The sequence below is a fragment of the Streptomyces noursei genome, from assembly GCF_016917755.1.
In the GTDB taxonomy this organism is placed as follows: Bacteria; Actinomycetota; Actinomycetes; order Streptomycetales; family Streptomycetaceae; genus Streptomyces; species Streptomyces yunnanensis.
The window spans coordinates 7,052,961-7,075,133 of sequence record NZ_CP070326.1 but is presented as its reverse complement, the minus strand read 5'-3'; the positions used below and the strand labels follow the sequence as shown (position 1 = coordinate 7,075,133).

The window sequence follows — 22,173 nt, the reverse complement described above, 5'->3', positions numbered from 1 at the left end:
GTCCGGAATTTCGGAGATTAGCCGAGGAGGGTGCGCAGTTCGCGCAGGAAACCTTCACCGCGCGCGGCGATGGTCTTTTCGTGGTGCACGGCGCGGGAATAGCGCAGGGTGAGGCGGAACCGCCCGTCGTGCACCGCTCCCGCGAGGTCGAGCAGATGGGGCCGCTCGCCCCGGTCGCTCTGCTGCGCGACGGCCGGCAGGACGGCGGCGAAGGGCCCAGCCGCCCGGTCGCCGCCGGGGGTCTGGTCGAAGCGGCCGAGGTAGTTGAAGACCACCTGCGGCGTGTTCGCCGAGGTCAGCGCGGGTGCCTTGGCGAGGTGCCGCAGCGCGCCGTAGCCCCGGCCGCGGCCGGGGACGGCCCGCAGCAGGCGTGCCACCGCCTTGGCCCTGGCGCGCGGGTCGGCGCCGGCGGACCGGGGCAGATGGACCGGGTAGAGGGTGGTGAACCAGCCGACGGTGCGGGAGAGGTCCAGGTCGTCGAATATCTCGTCGCGGCCGTGGCCTTCGAGGTCGACCGTAATGCCGTCACCGCCGGTCCATGCGGAAAGCGTTGCACCGAGGGCGGTCAGCAGAAGATCTTCGGTACGGACCCGATGGGCGCCGGGAGCGGTCCGCAGCAGCGCTTCGGTTTCCTTTTCGGTCAGTTCGACCGTGAATTCCGCCTCGGACGATACCGTATGCGCGCCGTCGGCATCCACCGGAAGGGCCGCGGAATTCCGCGCGGTCTTCTCCAGTATTCCCTCCCAGTAGGGGAGTTCGCCGTCGAGAGTCGTGGCGTGGTCGCGCAGCCGTGTCGCCCACTGGGCGAAGGACGTCGGTACGGGCGCCACCCGGATCGGCTCGCCCGCGCGCGCCTGGGCGTAGGCGGCCTCGACGTCGGACAGCAGGATGCGCAGCGAGACCGCGTCGGTGACCAGGTGGTGGGCGACCAGCAGGAGCCGGGAGGCGTGCGCCGTACCGCCGTCGAAGAGCACCGCCCTGGCCACCGGCCCCCGGGCGAGGTCCAGGGAGGACTGGACCGCCGCCACGGCGCGGTCGAGCGTCGCGGCCAGCGCGTCCGCGGCGACGCCGGAGACGTCCTCCCGGTCGAACGGCACCGGCACGGTGTCCGGCTCGGGCCGCTGGGTCCGCTCCCGGCCCTCGGGGAACCGCATCCGCAGCGCCTCGTGCCGCGCCGTCACGGCCCGGACCGCCGAGGTCAGCGCGGCGTGGTCGGCGTCCGGGGCGAGCTCCAGCAGCACGGACATGTTGTAGTGCCCCGGCGCGGTGCGGTAGGTGTCGAGGAACCAGTGCTGTATCGGGGTGAGCGGCGCGGGCCCGGTGGGCACCGGCGCCCCGGGCCGGGCCTCGTCCGCCGGCCGGGCCGCGTCCCGCCCGGCGTCGATCAGCTCCGCCAGTGCCCGCACGGTGTTGCTGCGGAAGACGTCCTTCGAGGTGAGCGGCAGGCCGGCGCGGCGGATCCGGGCGACCAGTTGGATGCTGAGGATGGAGTCGCCGCCCAGGTCGAAGAAGCCGTCGTCCAGGCCGATGTGGTCCAGGCCGAGCAGCTCGGCGAAGACTCCGGCGAGCAGCCGCTGGGTGTCTGTGGTGGGCTCCTCGGCGGGGGCCGGGGCCGCGGCGGCGGCCTCCGGCGCGGGCAGCGCCGCGCGGTCGACCTTCCCGTTGATGGTCAGCGGCAGTTCGGGCAGCACGACCAGGGCCGAGGGCACCATGTACTCGGGCAGGCCGCGGGCCGCGAACTCCCTGAGCGCCGCGGCGTCGGGCGTCGGACCGTCGGGCCGCGGCGCCGCATAGCCGACCAGCCGCAGCCCGCCGGGCCCCTCGGCCGCGACGACGCAGACCTGGCCGACGGCGGGGGCCGCGGCCAACGCCGCCTCCACCTCGCCCAGTTCGATCCGGTGCGCCCGGATCTTGACCTGGTCGTCGGTGCGGCCCTGGTACTCCAGGCCGCCGCCCGCGGTCCACCGCACCAGGTCCCCGGTGCGGTACATCCGCTCCCCCGGTTCCCCGAACGGATCGGCCACGAACCGCTCGGCGGTGAGCCCCGGACGTCCCAGATAGCCGCGGGCGAGCTGGGCGCCGGCGATGTACAGCTCGCCGGGCACGCCGACCGGGACCGGCCGCAGCAGGGCGTCCAGGACGTGGGCGCGCATGTTCCACGACGGGCCGCCGATGAGCACCGGGCCGGACGGGACGGGGTCCTCGGGGGTCAGGCGGTGCACCACGCAGCCCACGGTCGCCTCGGTCGGCCCGTATTCGTTGACGACGGTCGCCCCCCGGTGGCCGCCGCGCCAGGCGTCGAGCGCCTCGCCCAGGAGCTGTTCGCCGCCGACGACGAGGTCGCCGTGGGCGAGCACCTCGGCGGGCAGCGACTCCAGCAGCCCGACATGGCTCGGGGTGGCCTTGAGGAACGTCGGCACCGGCCGGCCCGCGGCGCCCCACAGTGCCGGGTCGAGGTCCTCCAGGTCGCTGACGTAGACCGTGCCGCCGGCGATCAGCGGACCGAAGAGGGTGGTGACGGTGAGGTCGAAGGAGACCGAGGAGTGCAGCACGGCGCCGCCGCGGATGCCGGGGTAGGAACCCTCGCACCAGCGCAGGTAGTTGACGAACCCCCGGTGCGGCACGACCACGCCCTTGGGACGGCCGGTGGAGCCGGAGGTGTAGATGACGTAGGCGGCGTTGCCGGGGCGCAGCGGCGCGCGCCGGTCGTCGTCGCAGAGGTCGGTACCCGGCTGTCCGGCCAGCGCCGCCCGGGTGGCGGGGTCGTCCAGGACCAGGCACGGGGCGCCCGCTCCCGCCAGCGGGGCTGCGGGTCCGGAGGCTTCGGCGGCGAGCACACACGCCGGGCGGGCGTCGGCGAGCAGCGCGGCGATGCGGTCGGCCGGGTAGTCGGGGTCGATCGGGAGATAGGCGGCGCCGGCCTTGAGGACCGCGTACAGCGCGACCAGGAGGCCGGCCGACCGGGGCATGGCGACCGCGACGGCGTCCTCGGGCCCGATGCCCAGGCTCACCAGGTGGCGGGCCAGGCGGTTGGCGCGCTCGTTGAGTGCGGCGTAGGTGAGGGCCGTGTCCGCGGAGACCACCGCGGGGGCGTCGGGGGTGCGGGCCGCCTGGTTCTCGAAGAGGTCCATGACGGTGGCGTCCGGCAGCGGGTGGCGGTCGCCGGTCCGGTCCGCGGCGACGCGTTCCCGCTCCGGGGCGGTGAGCATCGGCAGTGCGGCCATGGGCCGTTCGGCCGCGGCGGGTGCGGTCAGCGCCTCGGCGAGGGTGGCGAGGTGGCCGGTGAGGCGGGCGATGGTGGGCTCGTCGAAGAGGTCGGTGCTGTATTCGACGGAGCCGCGCAGCGCGCCGTCCTCCTCCCAGTAGTTCAGGGTCAGGTCGAAGAGCGAGAAGTCGCGGGCGAGCGGCTGCTCGGACAGCTGCAGGCCGTGCAGCCGCATCGGCTCGGCGGGCGTGTTCTGGAACGCGATCAGCGCCTGGACCAGCGGCGGGCGGCTCAGATCGCGCTCGGCGACCACCGCGTCCACCACCCGCTCGAAGGGCACCTCGCCGTGCGCGAAGGCCGCGAGCACGGTCTCGCGTAGGCAGTCCAGGAACTCCCCGAACGGCAGCTGCTCGTCGACGTCCTCGCGCAGCACCAGGGTGTTGACGAAGAAACCGATCAGGTCCTCCACCTCGCCCCGGTCGCGGCCGGAGTTGAGGGTGCCCACGGCGATGTCGCGCTGCCCGGTCCAGCGGGCGAGGACCAGTTGGCTGAGCGCGGTGACGGCCATGAAGAGCGAGGCGCCGTGCTCCTGGGCGACGCGGGCGAGCCCGGCCGTCGCGGCGGGCGACAGCGCGAAGCCGCGCAGGGCGCCCGCGTAGCCGCGCACCGGCGGGCGGGGCCGGTCGGTGGGCAGCTCCAGCGGCGCCACCCCGGCCAGCTTCCCCTTCCAGAAGTCGAGTTGGCGGGTCAGCTCGGCTCCGGTCAGGTGGTCGCGCTGCCAGACGGCGTAGTCCGCGTACTGGACGGCCAGCGGGGCGAGGCCGGCGTGCCGCAGCACCTCGGCGGCGTCGCGGGAGCCGCACTCCAGCGCCGCGTCGTAGAGCGCGCCCAGCTCGCGGGCGACCACGCCCATCGACCAGCCGTCGGTGACGATGTGGTGCAGGGTGACGGCGAGGGCGTGCGCGTCGTCGGCGGCCCGGACGAGCAGCGCCCGCAGCAGGGGGCCGGTGCGCAGGTCGAACGGGACGGCGATCTCGGCGCGCAGGGTGTCCTGGAGTTCCGCCTCGCGGGCGGCGGGGTCGGTGGCGGTCAGCTCGGCGAGCGGAACGGCGACGTCGTAGGGCTCGCCGATGCGCTGTACGGCCTCGCCGTCGACGGTGTCGAAGGTGGTCCGCAGCACCTCGTGGCGGCGCGCCAGGGCGGAGAGGGCGGCGGCCAGGGCCCCGGTGTCCAGGGGGCCGGTGAGCCGCAGGACGCCGCCGGCGTTGTAGGCGGCGTTGCCGGGCTCGAACTCGTCCAGGAACCACATCCGGGCCTGCGCGAAGGACAGCGGCAGCGCGCGGTCCCGGTCGGCCGGGGTGATCCGACCGGTGCGGGCGGCGGCCCGGCCCGCGGCGACCTGTTCGGCGAAGCCGGCGATCGTCGGCCGGTCGAAGAGGGCGCGGGCGGACAGCTCGATGCCGAAGGTCTTCCGCACCCGGGAGATCACCTGGATGCTGAGGATGGAGTTGCCGCCCAGCTCGAAGAAGTTGTCCCTCACGCCGATGCCGTCGAGCCTGAGCACCTGCATCCAGATGCCGGCCAGCGTCTCCTCCAGGGTGTTGCGGGGGGCGACGCGGGCGGCGGCGGAAGCGAAGAGGGCGGGGTCGGGGGCGGGCAGGGCCTTGCGGTCGACCTTGCGGCTGCTGGTCATCGGCAGCGCGTCGAGGGCCACGACGACGGTGGGCACCATGTAGTCGGGCAGGGTGCGGGAGAGCAGTTCGCGCAGCTCGGCGGTGTCCGGGGCGGTGGCGCCCGGGTCCGGCACGACATAGCCGATCAGCTGCTTGCCGCCGGCGCGGCCCTCGCGCGCCACCACCACGGACTGTGCGACGTCCTCGTGCGCGGCCAGCGCGGCCTCGATCTCGCCCAGTTCGATGCGGAAGCCGCGCACCTTGACCTGGTCGTCGGTGCGGCCGAGGTACTCGATGACGCCGTCGGCGGTCCAGCGCACCAGGTCGCCGGTGCGGTACATGCGCGTGCCGGGCTCGCCGTAGGGGTCGGCGACGAACCGCTCGGCGGTCAGCGCCGCGCGCCCCAGGTAGCCGCGGGCCAACTGCGGGCCGGTCAGGTGCAGTTCGCCGGCGACGCCGACCGGGACCGGGCGCAGCCGGCGGTCCAGCACGCGGATGCCGGTGTTGTGGACGGGGCGGCCCACGACCGGGCGGGGGCTGTCGGCGAGTGCGCACCACAGGGTGTCGACGGTCGCCTCGGTCGGCCCGTAGAAGTTGTAGCCGACGGTGTCGGGGGCGTCCCGCAGCTGCTGCCACAGCGCCTCGCCGACCGCCTCGCCGCCGAGCATCAGCACCGCGGGCCGGTGGTCGTCGCCGGTCAGCAGCCCGGCGGCGAGGACCTGTTCGGCGTAGGTCGGGGTGAGGTCGAGCAGGTCGATGCGTTCCTTGCGGACGTATCCGACGATCGCCTCGGGGTCGCGCCGCACCTCGTCGTCGATGACGTGCAGCTGGTGGCCCGCGACCATCCACAGCAGGCCCTCCCACGAGGTGTCGAAGGAGAACACCGCGGTCAGCGCGGCCTTGAAGCGCCGTCCGCCGGCGGCCCGGGCCGCGGGGCGGATGAACTCGGCCTCGTGGTTGCGGTAGAGGTTGAGCAGCCCGGCGTGGTCGGTCAGCACGCCCTTGGGGCGGCCGGTGGAGCCGGAGGTGTAGATGAGGTGCGCGGGGTGGGCCGGGCGCAGCGGGGTGCGGCGGTCGGCGTCCGTGGGGGCGGTCCCCGGGCAGGCGGCCAGCAGCGCGCGGGCGGACGCACCCGTCAGGTCCAGGACCGGGACGGACGGCGGCACCCCGAGCCGGGCCGCGGTGTCCTCGCCGGCGACCACGACCAGCGCCGGCGCGGCGTCCGCCAGCATGAACTCCACCCGGTCGCGGGGCAGATCGGGGTCGACGGGCACATAGGCCGCGCCCGCCTTGAGGACCGCCAGGATGCCGATGACCATGTCCTCGGTGCGGGGCAGCGCCAGGGCGACGAGGTCCTCGGGGCCGACGGAGCGGGACAGGAGGTGGTGCGCCAGCCGGTTGGCGCGCTCCTCCAGCTCGCGGAAGGTCAGCGCGACGGCGTTGCAGACCAGGGCGGTGGCGTCGGGGGTGCGGGCGGCCTGCTCCTCGTACACCGCGGGCAGGGTGGTGGCGGGCGGCTCGCGCCGGGCACCGCTCCAGTCCACCAGCAGCCGGTGCTCCTCCTCTTCGGTGAGCATCGGGACGCGGTCCATGGGGCGGCCGGGCTCGGCGGTCAGCCGCTCGGCGAGGGTCCGCAGGTGGGCGCAGAGCCGCTCGACGGTGGCCGCGTCGAAGAGGTCGGGGTTGTACTGGACGGCGCCCAGGAGGCCGCCGTCGCGCTCCCAGAAGTCGAAGTCGATGTCGAAGAGGGACTGTTCGCGGGCGAAGATGTACTCCTCCAGCGTCAGCCCGGACAGCCGCAGCGGTTCGGCGGGGGTGTTCTGGAGGGAGACCATGGCCTGGACGAGCGGCGGACGGCTCAGGTCGCGGTCGGTGACCACCGCGTCCACCACCCGCTCGAACGGCACCTCGGCGTGCGCGAACGCCTCCAGCACGGTCTCCCGCACGGAGTCCAGGAAATCGCCGAAGGACCGGGCCTCGTCGACCTCCGCGCGCAGCACCAGGGTGTTGACGAAGAAGCCCACCAAGCTCTCCACCTCGCCGCGGTCCCGCCCGGAGACGGAGGTGCCCACGGCGATGTCGTGCTGTCCCGAGTAGCGGGCGAGGACCAGTTGGCTGAGTGCGGTGACGGCCATGAACAGGGTCGCGCCCCGGTCCCTGGCGACCTTGGCGAGCCGTTCGGTGGTCCCGGGCGACAGCGAGAAGAGGTGCTGGGCGCCGGCGGAGGTGCGCACCGCCGGGCGCGGCCGGTCGGTGGGCAGCTCCAGCGGGGCGACCCCGTCCAGTTTGCCGGTCCAGTAGGCGAGCTGGCGGTCCAGCTCCGCGCCGGAGAGCCGCTCGCGCTGCCAGACGGCGAAGTCGGCGTACTGCAGGGGCAGCGGAGCCAGGCCGGCCCGTTCCAGGACCGCCGGGACGGTGGCCTCGCCGGGCCGCAGCGCCGCGTCGTACAGGGCGCTCAGCTCCCTGCCGATGATCCCCATCGACCAGCCGTCGGTGACGATGTGGTGGAGGGTCAGGGCGAGGATGTGCTCCCGCTCGTCGAGCCGGAGCAGCAGGCCGCGCAGCAGCGGGCCGGTGCGCAGGTCGAAGGGGCGGGCCACCTCCGCGCGCAGCAGGCTCCGGACGATGGCGTCCCGGTCCTCCCGAGGTGCCCGCGGGACCTGTGCGACCGGCACCACCACCGGGAAGGGCCGGCCCACGATCTGCCTGCCCTGCCCGTCCACCGCGTCGAAGGTGGTGCGCAGCGACTCGTGGCGCGCCACCAGCGCGGAGAGGGCCAGCTCCAGCGCCGGGACGTACAGCTCGCCGGCGAGCCGCAGCGAGGTGCAGGAGTTGTACTCGGCACTGCCGGGCTCGAACTCGTCCAGGAACCACAGGCGTTGCTGGGCGAAGGAGAGCGGGAGGTCCCGGTCCCGGCCCACCGGCACGATCCGGCCCACTCGCCCGTCCCCGGCGTCGCCGGCGAGGCGGGAGCGCATCCGGTCCCGGAGGTGCTCGGGAAGGGACTGTATCCAGCTCTCGCGGGATGCCGCGGCGTCCATGCGTGTCTCCTTACGTGCGTACTACGGGTGAGGGGGTTCTCGGAGGGCTGCCGGCCGGGCTAGTCGCGCGGCTGCTCCTGCTCCAGTTCGGCCAGCAGCTGTTCCTCGACCGCCGCCGACAGGGCGGCCACCGTCGGGTTGTCGAACAGGGCGCGGGCCGGCAGATCGGTCACGAAGACCTCGCGGACACGGGAGATGACCTGGATGCTGAGGATGGAGTCGCCGCCGAGGTCGAAGAAGTTGTCCTCGACGCTCACCTCCGCAAGGCCCAGCACCTCGCCCCAGATGCCGGCGAGGATCTCCTCGCCGGGGGTGCGCGGCGCGATGTGCTCGGCGCGCTCTCCCGCCGCCTCCTCGGGCGAGGGCAGTGCCCGCCGGTCGACCTTGCCGTTCGGGGTGAGCGGGAAGGCGTCCAGGACGATCACCGCCGCCGGGACCATGTAGGCGGGCAGCGAGCGGGCCATGAACTCCTTCAGCTCCTCGGGCGCGGGGGCCCGCTCCGGCACCGGCACGGCGTAGGCCACCAGGCGCTTGCTGCCCGGGATGTCCTCGCGGGCCAGCACCAGGGCCTGGGCGACGCCGGGGTGGGCGGCGGCCGCGGCCTCGATCTCCCCCAGCTCGATCCGCAGACCGCGGATCTTGACCTGGAAGTCCGTGCGGGAGACGAAGTCGAGGTTGCCGCCGGGCAGCCAGCGCACCAGGTCCCCCGAGCGGTACATCCGCGCCCCGGGCGTGCCGAACGGGTCGGCGACGAACCGCTCGGCGGTGATGCCGGGCCGGTTGACGTAGCCGCGGGCCATGCCGTCGCCGGTCAGGTACAGCTCGCCCGGCACGCCCGGCGGCACCGGCCGCAGCGCGGGGTCCAGGACGTAGACGCGGGTGCCGGCGATCGGGGTGCCGATGGGCAGCGGGCCGGCGTCCGCGGGCCCCGAGGACTCGGCTCCTGCCCCACCGCCCACGAGGTGGAGCGAGGTGAAGACGGTGCCCTCGGTCGGCCCGTAGCCGTTGATCATGCGGACGCCGGGCAGTTGGGCGACGACCTTGGCGGCGTGCGCCGGCGAGAGCGTGTCGCCGCCGGACATGATCAGCCGCAGCCCGGAGAAGATCCGCACGTCGCTGTCGACCATTTCGTGGAACAGCCCCGCGGTGATCCAGATCGCGGTCACCTTGCGCGTGTGCAGGAACTCCCCGGTCTCGGCCGCCGACATCACCCGGGACGGGCTGACGGCCAGCGCCGCGCCGTTGAGCCAGGCGCTCCAGATCTCCAGCGTCCCGGCGTCGAACGACACCGTGGCCAACTGGCCCACCACGTCCCGCTCGCTCATCGCCAGCTTGGGGTCGTGGGCCACCCGCAGCACTCCGCGGTGCGGCAGCACCGCGCCCTTGGGGCGGCCGGTGGAGCCCGAGGTGTAGATGACGTGGGCGAGGTTGTCGGGGTGCAGCGGCACCTCGGGCGCGGTGTCCGGGTACCGGTCGGCCGCCTCGTCGTCCGGCGCGTCGAGCAGCACCCGCCGGGCGTCGCCGGGCGGCAGCGCAGCCACCGAGGCGGAGTCGGTGACGACCAGCTCCGCGCCGGAGTCGGTGACCATGAACGCCAGCCGGTCGGCCGGGTATTCGGGGTCCAGCGGCACGTAGGCGCCGCCGGCCTTGAGCACGGCCAGCAGGGCCACGAACAGCTCGGCGTGCCGCCCCAGGCACACCCCGACCCGGGTGTCGGGGCGCACTCCGAGGTCGATCAGCCGGTGGGCGAGCCGGTTGGCCCGGGCGTCCACCTCGGCGTAGCTCAGCTCCCGCCCGTCGACGAGCAGCGCGGTGTTGCCCGGGGCGCGGGCCACCTGCTGCGCGAACACCTCGGTGAGGGTGGTGCCGCGCTCGCCGGGGGCGCCGCGGCCCCACTCCTCCAGGATGCGGTGCCGCCGTTCGGCGTCGACCAGGTCGAGCGTGCCCAGGGTGCGGTCGGCCCCACCGGGGGCGGCCACCGTCTCGGCGTGCAGGGTGAGGTCGTCGCGCAGCGCCTCGATGGTGGAGCGGTCGAAGACCTCGGGGTCGTACAGGAGCGTGAGGGTGAGCCCGTCGCCGGTGTAGGCGGCGAGGTTGAGGGGGTAGTTGGTGGCCTCGACGGCGCTGATCTCGCCGAGCTTCAGACCGTTCTCGGCGGCGGCGTCGGTGTCGACCGGGTAGTTGGCGAAGACGACCAGGGAGTCGAACAGTGCCTGGTCGGCGGGGAGTTGCCCGAGTGCCTGGATGCGGGTCAGCGGGAGGTGGTCGTGGCGGCGGGCCTCGACCTGCTCGGCCTGGAGGCGCTGGAGCCACTCGACCACGCCCAGCTCCGGTGCCAGTCGGGTGCGCACCGGCAGGGAGTTGATGAACAGGCCGAGCATGTCGTCCGCGCCGGTCAGCTCGGTGGGGCGGCCGGAGGTCGTCGCGCCGAACACCACGTCGTGCTGGCCGCTGCGCCCGGCGAGCATCAGCGCCCACAGGCCCTGGACCACGGCGTTGACGGTCAGCCGGTGGCGGCGCGCGAAGGCGTAGAGGCGCTCGGTCAGCTCCGGCGACAGCTCCACTCCCACCCGCGCGGAGGACCGGGACTGGCCGGCGCGGTCCGTCGGGCGGTCGTACGGCAGCGCCACCGGGGTGTCGAACCCGTCGAGGACGCCGCGCCAGAACTCCTCCGCCTCCGGGACGTCCCGCTCCCGCATCCAGCGGGCCTGGTCGGCCAGACGCCGGCCGCCGGCGATAGCGGGCAGCGGTCTGCGGTCACGGCGCGCGGTGTAGTCGTCGAAGACGAGGCTCAGGACGCGGGCCAGGCTCCAGCCGTCCAGCAGGATGTGGTGGAAGGTGAACAGCACCCGGATCCGGTCGTCGGTCAGCCGGGCCAGGGACAGCCTGGCCAGCGGCACCTGCCGCAGATCCAGCCCCCGCGCACGGTCCGCACCGACCCATGCCTCCCAACGGGCGGACTGCTCCTCCTCGTCGGCACCGCGCCAGTCCACGATCTCCACGGGCAGCGTCACCTCGCGGTGCACCACCTGCACCGGCTCGGCGACGCCCTCCCAGACCACGCCGACCCGCAGCGCCTGCACCTCGTCGACCACGTGCTGCCACGACGCGGCGAACTCGGCCGGGTCGGGGACCCCGTCGACGACGAACATCAGTTGCTCGAAGTAGGCGGGCGAGGCGGATTCCATCAGGGCGTGGAAGAGCATTCCGGACTGCATGGGCATCAGCGGCAGGACGTCCTCGACGCCCCGGCCGTCGCCCACCACCCGGTCCACACCGGCCTGGTCGAGGCCGGACAGCGGGAAGTCGGACGGCGTGCAGCCGCCGGCGCCCGGCTCCGCGCAGTGCGCGAGGAACTCCTCCAGGGCGGCCATGAAGCCGGTGGCCAGCCGGTCCATGGTCGCGTCCTCGAAGACGCCGTCCGACCAGGCCCACTCCATCACCAGCCGGCCGTCGACCACCCGGCCGACCACGTCCAGCGCGTACGGCCGGGCGTCCAGCGGGCTGGTGTCGCCGTCCTGGACGAAGTCGGACGCGCGGAAGAGGGCCGCGCCGGACGGGGCGGCCGCGGTGTCGAACTGGCCGAGGTAGTTGAAGCTGACCTGCGGCCGGACCGTCCGACCCAACTCACCCGCCGCGGAATCCGGATCCCCCAGATACCGCAACGCGCCATACCCCAGACCACGATGCGGAACCCCCCGCAACGTCTCCTTCACCGACTTGACCAGCGCACCCCACCCCTCACCCACCACCAACTCCACCGGGAAGACCGTCGTGAACCACCCCACCGTCCGCGACAGATCCACCCCCTCGAAAATCTCCTCCCGACCGTGCCCCTCCACATCCACCACCACCCGGTCCTGGCCCGACCACTCCCCCAACACCCGACCCAGAACCGCCAACAACACCTCATTCACCCGCGTCCGATACACCGCCGGAACACGCTGCAACAACCCACGCGTCGCCCCCACCGACAACTCCGCAGACCGCACCCGCAACCCACCAGGCGCCACATCCCGCACACCCGGCAACACCGTCGACACACCAGCCCCCACACCCGACCAGTACGCCAACTCCCCATCAAAACCACCGGCCTCGACATGCCCCCGCAACCGCGACGCCCACTCCTGGAACGACGTCGACTTCACCCCCAGATCCACCGACGCACCCGACACCACCTGCCCGTACGCCACCTCCAAGTCCTCCAACAACACCCGCCACGACACCCCGTCCACCACCAAGTGATGGGCGACCAGCACCAGTTCGATGTCGTCCTGGGCGTCCGAGGCGAAGGACAGGGCGCGCAGCAGCGGGCCTTCGGTGAGGTCCAGGCCGCTCTGGGCCTGTGCGACCAGGCGGTCCCGTTCGGCCCTGCGGGAGAGCGGGGAGGGCAGGTGGGCGAGGTCCGTGTGGTCCACGGCGACGGGGGCGGCGTCGGCGTCGGCAACGGATTGGGTCCAGGCGCCGTCCACGCCGCGGGCGAAGCGCAGCCGCAGCGCGTCGTGATGGGCCACCACCGCGGCCACCGCGGCCGCCAGCGCCGCGCGGTCCACGTCCTTCCCGAGGGTCACCGCCATCGACATGTCGAAGTGGTGCGGGGCCTCGGTGTGGGAGGTGAAGAACCACTCCTGGATGGGCGTCGTCCCCACCGGCCCGGTCACGGTCGGCCGGGCCGGTGCGGGTGCCGCCTGCGCGGTCTCCGCGATGCGCTCGGCCAGGGCCCGTACCGTCTGCTGGTCGAAGACGTCCTTCGGGGCGATCGACAGGCCCGCGGCCCGGGCGCGGGAGACGACCTGGATGCTGAGGATGGAGTCGCCGCCCAGGTCGAAGAAGTTGTCCTCGACCCCGACCGCCTCCAGACCCAGCACCTGAGCCCAGATCCCCGCCAGGGTCTCCTCCACCGGAGTCCGCGGAGCCAACCGCACCGAACCGTCCGACACCGCCTCCGGAGCCGGCAGCGCACGACGGTCGACCTTGCCGTTCGGCGTGAGCGGCAACGCGTCGAGCGTGACGAACACCGAGGGCACCATGTAGTCCGGCAGTCCGTCGGCGAGGTACCCGCGCAGGGCGGCCGGGTCCAGGGCGTCCGGTTCGACCCCGGCCGCGGGCGAGACATAGCCGACCAGGCGGGCGCCCGGCCCGTCCGTGCGGAAGAGCACCGCCACCTGGCCGACGGCCGGGTGACCGGCCAGCGCGGTCTCCACCTCGCCCAGCTCCACACGGTGGCCGCGCACCTTGACCTGGGCGTCGACCCGTCCCACGAAGTGCAGTTGGCCGTCCTCGCCCCAGCGCACCACGTCCCCGGACCGGTACATCCGGGCGCCCGGCGCGCCGTAGGGGTCGGCGACGAAGCGCTCGGCGGTGAGCCCGGGCCGGTTCACATAGCCGCGGGTGACGCTCTCGCCGCCGATGTACAGCTCACCGGCGACACCCGGCGCGACCAGCCGCAGCCAGGGGTCGAGGACGTAGGTGCGGACGTCGACGCACGGGTGGCCGATCGGCGGGGCGCCCGCGCGCCCGGCGACCAGCGGGTGGCTGAAGCTGGTGGCGATGGTCGCCTCGGTCGGGCCGTACCCGTTGACCATCCGCCGGCCGTCCGCCCAGCGGTCGACGAGATCGGCGCTGACCGCCTCCGCGCCGACCAACAGCACCCGCAGGTCGGGCAGTTGCACGGCCGGCAGGGTGGCGAGCATGGCGGGCAGGATCATGGCGTGGCTGATCCGGTGGTGCTGGAGCAGTTCCACCAGCTGCTCGGCGGAGAGCGTCTCCGCCGGCGGGAGGACGAGCGTGCCGCCGACGCCGAGCGACATCAGCACCTCGATCACGGAGGCGTCGAAGCTGGGGGACGCCAGTTGCAGCACCCGGCAGCCCTCGGCCACCGCGAGGTCCCCCACGACGGTGGTGAGCAGCGCGGCGAACCCGGTGTGCGGGACCTCGACGCCCTTGGGGACTCCGGTGGAGCCGGAGGTGTAGATGATGTAGGCCGGCGCCTGCGGGTCGTCGTGGACGTCCGGGAGGGTGTCCGGCAGGGCCGCCAGCTCGGCGCCGAGGGTGTCCACGGCCACGACCGGGACGGTGCCGGGCGCGGGCAGCGTGCCGTCGAGGCGCTGCTCGGTCAGCAGCAGCCTCACGCCCGAGTCGGTGACCATGTGCGTGATCCGCTCGGCCGGGTACGTCGGATCGATGGGGACGTAGACGGCGCCGATGTGGAGGACCGCGCGCAGGGCGACCAGCCAGTCGATGCCGCGCTGCAGGGCGACCCCGATCCGGTCGCCGGTGCGCACGCCCAGGGAGCCGAGGTGGTGCGCCATCCGCCCGATCCGGGCGTCGAGTTCGGCGTAGCTGAGGGTGGTCCCGCCGCAGACGGCGGCCGGCAGGGTCGGCGTACGGGCCGCCTGGTCGCGGAAGATCTCGCCGAGGGTGCGCTGTGCGACGTGCCGCTCGTCGCGGCCCCACTCCTCCAGGAGCCGCCGCCGCTGGCCGGCGTCGACCAGCTCCAGGTCGCCCAGCTTGCGGCCGGTGGCGCCGGCCACGGTGCGGGCGTACCGGGCGAGTTCGTCGCACAGTCCCCGCGCCGTCGCGTGGTCGAGGACCTCGGGGTCGTAGGCGAGGACGAACTCCAGCCGGTCGCCGCCGTAGGCGAGCAGGTTGAGGGGGTAGTTGGTGGCCTCGACGGCGCTGATCTCGCCGACCTTCAGACCGTGTTCGGCGGCGGCGTCGGTGTCGACCGGGTAGTTCTCGAAGACGACCAGCGAGTCGAACAGTGGCTGGTCGGCGGGGAGGTCCGCCAGCGCCTGGATGCGGGTCAGCGGGAGGTGGTCGTGGCGGCGGGCCTCGACCTGCTCGGCCTGGAGGCGCTGGAGCCACTCGACCACGCCCAGCTCCGGTGCCAGTCGGGTGCGCACCGGCAGGGAGTTGATGAACAGGCCGATCATCTCGTCGGCGCCGGTCAGGTCGGTGGGGCGGCCGGAGGTCGTCGCGCCGAACACCACGTCGTGCTGGCCGCTGCGCCCGGCGAGCATCAGCGCCCACAGGCCCTGGACCACGGCGTTGACGGTCAGCCGGTGGCGGCGCGCGAAGGCGTAGAGCTGCTCGGTGAGTTCGGTGGGGAGCTTGATGGCCGCCCGGGCGGAGGAGCGGGACTGGCCGCGGACCGCCGGGCGGTCGTACGGCAGCGCCACCGGGGTGTCGAACCCGTCGAGGACGCCGCGCCAGAACTCCTCGGCGGCGGGCAGGTCGCGGTCGGCCAGCCACAGCGCGTGGTCGGCCAGGCGCCGCCCGCCGGGGACCGCGGCCGTGCCGACTCCCGCGTAGCCGTCGAAGACCGCCGACAGCACCCGGGCCAGGCTCCAGCCGTCCAGCAGGATGTGGTGGAAGGTGAACAGCACCCGGATCCGGTCGTCGGTCAGCCGGGCCAGGGACAGCCTGGCCAGCGGCACCTGCCGCAGATCCAGCCCCCGCGCACGGTCCGCACCGACCCACGCCTCCCAACGGGCAGACTGCTCCTCCTCGTCGGCACCGCGCCAGTCCACGATCTCCACGGGCAGCGTCACCTCGCGGTGCACCACCTGCACCGGCTCGGCGACGCCCTCCCAGACCACCCCGACCCGCAGCGCCTGCACCTCGTCGACCACGCGCTGCCAGGCCGCGCCGAAGGCGGTGGCATCGGTGACGCCGTCGACGACGAACATCAGCTGCTCGAAGTAGGCGAGGGAGGCGGACTCCATGAGCGCGTGGAAGAGCATTCCGGACTGCATGGGCAGCAGCGGCAGGACGTCCTCGACGCCCCGGCCGTCGCCCACCACCCGGTCCACACCGGCCTGGTCCAGGCCGGACAGCGGGAAGTCGGACGGCGTGCAGCCGCCTGCGCCCGGCTCCGCGCAGTGCGCGAGGAACTCCTCCAGGGCGGCCATGAAGCCGGTGGCCAGCCGGTCCACCGTCGCGTCCTCGAAGACGCCGTCCGACCAGCCCCACTCCATCACCAGCCGGCCGTCGACCACCCGGCCGACCACGTCCAGCGCGTACGGCCGGGCGTCCAGCGGGCTGTGCTCGCCGCGGGGGTTGGGCAGCATGGCCCGGTAGAGGGAGCTGTCGGCGGTCATGCCGTCGAACTGGCCGAGGTAGTTGAAGCTGACCTGCGGCCGGACCGTCCGACCCAGCTCACCCGCCGCGGAATCCGGATCCCCCAGATACCGCAACGCCCCATACCCCAGACCACGATGCGGAACCCCCCGCAACGTCTCCTTCACCGACTTGACCAGCGCACCCCACCCCTCACCCACCACCAACTCCACCGGGAAGACCGTCGTGAACCACCCCACCGTCCGCGACAGATCCACCCCCTCGAAAATCTCCTCCCGACCGTGCCCCTCCACATCCACCACCACCCGGTCCTGGCCCGACCACTCCCCCAACACCCGACCCAGAACCGCCAACAACACCTCATTCACCCGCGTCCGATACACCGCCGGAACACGCTGCAACAACCCACGCGTCGCCCCCACCGACAACTCCGCAGACCGCACCCGCAACCCACCAGGCGCCACATCCCGCACACCCGGCAACACCGTCGACACACCAGCCCCCACACCCGACCAGTACGCCAACTCCCCATCAAAACCACCGGACTCGACATGCCCCCGCAACCGCGACGCCCACTCCTGGAACGACGTCGACTTAACCCCCAGATCCACCGACGCACCCGACACCACCTGCCCGTACGCCACCTCCAAGTCCTCCAACAACACCCGCCACGACACCCCGTCCACCACCAAGTGATGGGCGATTACCGCCAACTCGGCCTGCTTGTCGGCGAGTTCGAAGAGGGCGAAGCGGATCAGCGGGCCCGCGGAGAGGTCGAAGCCGGTCTGGAGGGCGTCGGTGACCTCGGTCATGGCGGTGCGGCCGGCCGCCGCGTCCAGGCCGGACAGGTCGTGCCGGTCCAGGGCGACGGCCTTGTCCTCGGCGAGGTTGCGCTGCCGCCAGCCCGTGCCGGTGCGCTCGTAGCGCAGCCGCAGTGCGTCGTGGTGCGCGACCACCGCGGCCACCGCGCCGGCCAGTGCCTCCGGGTCGGTGCCGGGGGCCAGTTCGAGCTGGAGCGCCTGGTTGAAGTGGTGCGGCGCCTCGCGGTGGGTCCGGAAGAACCAGCGCTGGATGGGGGTCAGTACCACGGGTCCCTCCACGGGGGGCTCGTCGAGGACGTCGGTGTCGTCGTCGGCCGCGCTCTGCAGCCCGGCGGCGAGTTCCGCGACGGTCTGCCGTACGAAGATGTCCTGCGAGGCGAGCACCAGGCCCGCGGCCCGGGCGCGGGAGACGACCTGGATGCTGAGGATGGAGTCGCCGCCCAGGTCGAAGAAGTTGTCCTCGACCCCGACCGCCTCCAGACCCAGCACCTGAGCCCAGATCCCCGCCAGGGTCTCCTCCACCGGAGTCCGCGGAGCCAACCGCACCGCATCGCCCGACACCGCCTCCGGAGCCGGCAGCGCACGACGGTCGACCTTGCCGTTCGGCGTGAGCGGCAACGCGTCGAGGACCGCGTAGAGGGGCGGGACCATGTGGTCGGGCAGGGTCGCGGCGAGGTGGGCGCGCAGGGCGGCCGGCTCCAGGGTGGCGCCGGGGCGCGGTACGGCGTAGCCGACGAGCCGCTTGGCGCCGCCCCGGCCCGCCGCGGCGGCGACCACGACGGCGCGCGCCACGTCCGGGTGGGCGGCGAGTGCCGCCTCGACCTCGCCGAGTTCGATCCGGAAGCCGCGCACCTTGACCTGGTCGTCGCCGCGCCCGAGGAACTCCAGCATGCCGTCGGCGGTCCAGCGCACCAGGTCGCCGGTGCGGTACATCCGGGTGCCGGCGGCGCCGAAGGGGTCGGCGAGGAACCGTTCCGCGGTCAGGTCCGGCCGGTTGGCGTAGCCCTGGGCCAGCCCCTCGCCGGCGATGTACAGCTCGCCCACGATGCCCTGGCCCACCGGGCGCAGCCGGCCGTCGAGGACGTACAGGCGGGTGTCGGCGATCGGGCGGCCGAGGGGCACGGTGTCGTGCGCGAGGTGTGCGGGCAGCAGCCGTGCGGCGGCGGCGAAGGTGGTGGTCTCGGTGGGTCCGTAGCCGTTGATGAGGGCGAGTTCGGGCAGGCGGGTGAGGACGGTGCGGCAGTGGCGGGCGGAGAGGGCGTCGCCGCCGGCCAGCAGGTGTCGCAGTCCGGCGAGCACCTCGACGTCGGCGTCCACGACCTCGTGGAAGAGTCCGGCGGTCAGCCACAGCGTGGTCACGCCGTACGAGGAGAGGAACGCGCCCAGTTCGGGGGCGGCGAGCACGCCGGGCGGGGCGATGGCGAGGGTGGCGCCGTTGAGCAGGGCGCCCCAGATCTCGAAGGTGGCGGCGTCGAAGGACACCGAGGCCAGCTGGGCGACCACGTCGCCCTCGGTGAGGGACAGGTAGGGGGTGTGGCGCACCACGCGGTCGACAGCCCGGTGGGGGGTGAGGGTGCCCTTGGGGGTGCCGGTGGAGCCGGAGGTGTAGATGACGTAGGCGCCGCTGTCGGGGGTGACGGTGACGGCGAGCGGGTGCGCCGGCTCGGCGTCGAGGGCGGCCCGGTCGTCGTCCATGAGGAGGCGGGGGAGGTGGCCGGTGCCGTCGTCCGCCCCGTGCTGCGTCCGGTCGGTGACCAGCAGCGCGATGCCCGCGTCCGCGCTCATGAACGCGCGGCGGGCGGCCGGGTACTTCGGGTCCAGCGGCACGTACGCCGCACCGGCCTTGAGGATGCCGAGCAGGGCGCAGATCAGCTCGGGTCCGCGCTCCAGGCAGATGCCCACGCGGTCGCCGGGCCGCACCCCGCGGGCGGCCAGGTGGTGCGCCAACTGGTTGCTGCGGGAATCGAGTTGGGCGTAGGTCAGGCGGGTGTCGGTGTGCAGCAGGGCGACCGCGTCGGGGGTCCGGGCGGCCTGGTCGGCGAAGAGGGCGGTCAGGGTCGCGGGGGCGATGCCGCGCCCGGTGGCGTTGTACTCCGCAAGGACGCGGTGGGTCTCGTCGGCGCCGAGCATGCCGGCCTCGGCCATGGGGCGGTCGGGGGCGGTGGCGAGCGCGCCGAGCAGGGTGCGCAGATGGCCGGCGAACCGCTCCATGGTGGCGGCGTCGAAGAGGTCGGTGCTGTATTCGAGCGAGCCGCGCAGGGCGCCGTCGGGGCGCTGCCAGAACTCCATGGTGAGGTCGAAGAGCGCGGCCTCACGGGGCAGTTCGAGTTCGGCGGTGTCGATGCCGGGCAGTCGCGGCAGGCCCACGGGGGCGTTCTGCAGGACCAGCACGGCCTGCACGAGCGGCGGGCGGCTGGGGTCGCGTTCGGGCAGCACGGCGTCCACGACACGGTCGAAGGGGACGGCCGCGTGGTCGAGCGCCTCGCGCACCCTCTCGCGGGTGCGGGCGGTGAACCGCCGGAAGGTCTGGGTCTCGTCGACGTCGGCGCGGAGCACCAGGGTGTCGACGAAGAAGCCGACGAGTTCGGCGATCTCGGCGCGGTCCCGGCCGGTGTCGACGGTGCCGAGCGCGATGTCCCGCTGCCCGGACCAGCGGGCGAGCAGCAGTTGCACGGCGGCGGCGAGCGGCGCGAAGAGGGTGCCGCCCTGTTCGTGGCCGAGCGCGGTGAGCGCCCGGACGGTGTCGGCGGGCAGGTCGAACAGGTGGCGGGCGCCGGCGGAGGTCCGCACGGCCGGGCGGGGCCGGTCGGTGGGCAGCTCCAGGGGCGCGACGCCCGCCAATGTGTCCTTCCAGTAGGCGAGTTGGGCGTCGATGTCCGGCGCCTGCAGCCGGTCGTGGTGCCAGGCGGCGAAGTCGGCGTACTGGACCGGGAGCGGAGGCAGGCCCGCGGCGGCCGGGAGGTGCTCGGGCCCGGCGTCGGGGGCGGCCGAAGCGGCGGCGTACAGGGCGCCCAGCTCGCGGGTCAGGAGGTCCATCGACCAGGCGTCGGCGGCGATGTGGTGCGCGGTGAGCACCAGCAGGTGCTCGTCGGGGGCGGTGCGCAGCAGCAGGGCGCGCAGGACGGGGCCGGTGCGCAGGTCGAAGGGGGCCGAGACCTCGGCGCGCAGTGCCGCGTCCAGCCGGTCGTGGGCCTTGGCCGGGTCGGTGTGACCGGTGAGGTCGGTGCGGGGCAGCGGGACCTCGGTGGGCTCGCCGATCACCTGCAGGACCCGGCCGTCCGCCTCGGTGAAGGTGGTGCGCAGCGGTTCGTGCCGGGCGACCAGGGCGGTGAGGGCTGCGGCGAGCGCGGGGTGGTCCAGCGCGCCGGTGAGCCGCAGGCCGGTGGCGCAGTTGTAGGCGGCGCCGCCGGGCTCGTAGGCGTCCAGGAACCACAGTCGCCGTTGGGCGGCGGAGGCGGCCAGTGCGGCGTGCCGGTTCACCGGCACCAGCGGCTCGGTGGCGTCCGCGCGCCCGGACTCGGCGAGGTGGGCGGCGAACCGTGCGATCGTCGGGTGGTCGAACAGCGCGGTGGTGGCGGGCGTCAGCCCGAGCCGGCCGGTCACCTGGAACGCCATCCGCAGGGCGGCGATGGAGTCGCCGCCGGCCAGGAAGAAGTCGTCCTCGACGCCGACGCGGTCCACGCCCAGCACCTCGGCCCAGATCTCCGCGAGCGCCCCCTCCAGGTCGGTGCGGGGGGCGACGTAGGCGGCCCGCTCGGCGGCGGTGGGTTCGGGCAGCGCCGCGCGGTCGACCTTGCCGTTGGGGGTGAGCGGCATCCGGTCCATGGCGACGAAGGCGGTGGGGACCATGTGGGCGGGCAGCCGCCCCGACAGGTGGGCGCGCAGGTCGGCGGAGTCGGGAGTGGGGGATGGGCGCAGCGGGACGTAGTGCGCGAAGAGCCGCGGGGTGCCGTTGCCGGCGTCGAGGGTGACGACGGACTGGAGCACCTGCTCGTGCGCGGTCAGCGCGGTCTCGATCTCGCCGAGCTCCACCCGCAGACCGCGGATCTTGACCTGGTGGTCGGCCCGGCCGAGGAATGCGTAGGCGCCGTCGGGCAGTCGCCGCACCAGGTCGCCGGTGCGGTACATCCGGGATCCGGCGGGGCCGTGCGGGTCGGCGACGAAGCGCTCGGCGGTGAGGGCGGCGCGGCCCTGGTAGCCGCGGGCCAGGCCGGGGCCGGCGACGCACAGTTCGCCGACGCCGCCCTCCGGCACCGGGCGCAGCAGCTCGTCCAGCGCGGTCACCCGGACCCCGGCGATGCCCCGGCCGATGTGCGGCGCGCCGTCCGGGTCGGCCGGCAGCGGCCCGTTCAGGGTGACGGTGACGGTGGCCTCGGTCGGCCCGTACGCGTTGAACATCCGGCGGCCCCGGGCCCAGCGGGCGACCAGCTCGGGCGGGCAGGTTTCGCCGCCGGTGGCCAGGCCCCGCAGGTGCGGCAGTTCGACCGGGGGGACGGTCGCCAGCACCGACGGGGGGATCATGGCGTGGGTGACGGCCTCGCCGGCGAGCAGAGCGGCCAGTTCCTCGCCGACGGCCTGGGTGGGCCCGTCGGGCAGCACCAGCGTCGCGCCCGCGTACCAGGTCTGCACCAGGTCGGCGATGGACACGTCGAAGTTGGGCGAGGCGAACTGCAGCACCCGGCTGTCCTCGTCGATGTCGAGGGCGGTGGCGTGCGCCGCGCCCAGCGCCTCGATGCCCCGGTGGGTGACGGCCACGCCCTTGGGGGTGCCGGTGGAGCCGGAGGTGAACAGGACGTAGGCGGTGTTGTCGAGGTGCAGGGCGGGGACGGGCGGGCGGCGCAGGGCGGAGGCCGGCGGGGTGTCGGGGGCGTCCTCGTCGGGGGCGTCCTCGTCGGGGGCGTCCAGCAGCAGGGTGGCGGGCGCGTTGGGCGGGCGGGTGTCGAGGTCCGCCGCGCTGATCACCAGGGCGATTCCGGCGTCGTCCACCATGAACGCCAGCCGTTCGGCGGGGTAGTTGGGGTCCAGCGGCACATAGGCGCCGCCGGCCTTGAGGACGGCCAGCAGGGCGACGATCAGTTCGGGGCCGCGCCGCAGGCAGACGCCCACCCGGGTCTCGGGCCCCACGCCCCGCGCGGCGAGCCGGTGCGCGAGCCGGTTGGCCCGCCGGTCCACCTCGCCGTAGCCGAGCCGCAGCGACCCGCAGGTGACGGCCGGGTGGGCGGGCCGACGGGCGGCCTGGGCCTCGAAGAGCCCGTGCAGGGTCGTGCCGTGGGCCGCGGGACGGCCGTGGGTGAGGGAGCGGTTGTCCAAGTTCATGCCGAGACCCCATAGAGCGCCGTTGGTGTGGGTGA

At 74.1% G+C, this 22,173-nt stretch carries 2 protein-coding genes; both read right to left on the bottom strand.

Translation table 11 applies throughout. The features are described from left to right. Positions 1-17: 17 nt before the first annotated feature. Positions 18-7,919: a non-ribosomal peptide synthetase gene (locus JNO44_RS30910; RefSeq protein ID WP_205366968.1), complete on the bottom strand. Its 7,902-nt coding sequence runs from the start codon at positions 7,917-7,919 to the stop codon at positions 18-20. A gap of 59 nt (positions 7,920-7,978) precedes the next feature. Then, positions 7,979-22,138, bottom strand: coding sequence for a non-ribosomal peptide synthetase (locus JNO44_RS30905; protein ID WP_205366967.1), 14,160 nt, complete (start codon positions 22,136-22,138; stop codon positions 7,979-7,981). Positions 22,139-22,173: the final 35 nt, after the last annotated feature.

What these genes read in the sequence shown, in the direction of transcription:
- JNO44_RS30910 (WP_205366968.1), bottom strand. Translation starts at nt 7,919, where the DNA reads ATGGACGCCGCGGCATCCCGCGAGAGCTGGATACAGTCCCTTCCCGAG.
- JNO44_RS30905 (WP_205366967.1), bottom strand. Translation starts at nt 22,138, where the DNA reads ATGAACTTGGACAACCGCTCCCTCACCCACGGCCGTCCCGCGGCCCAC.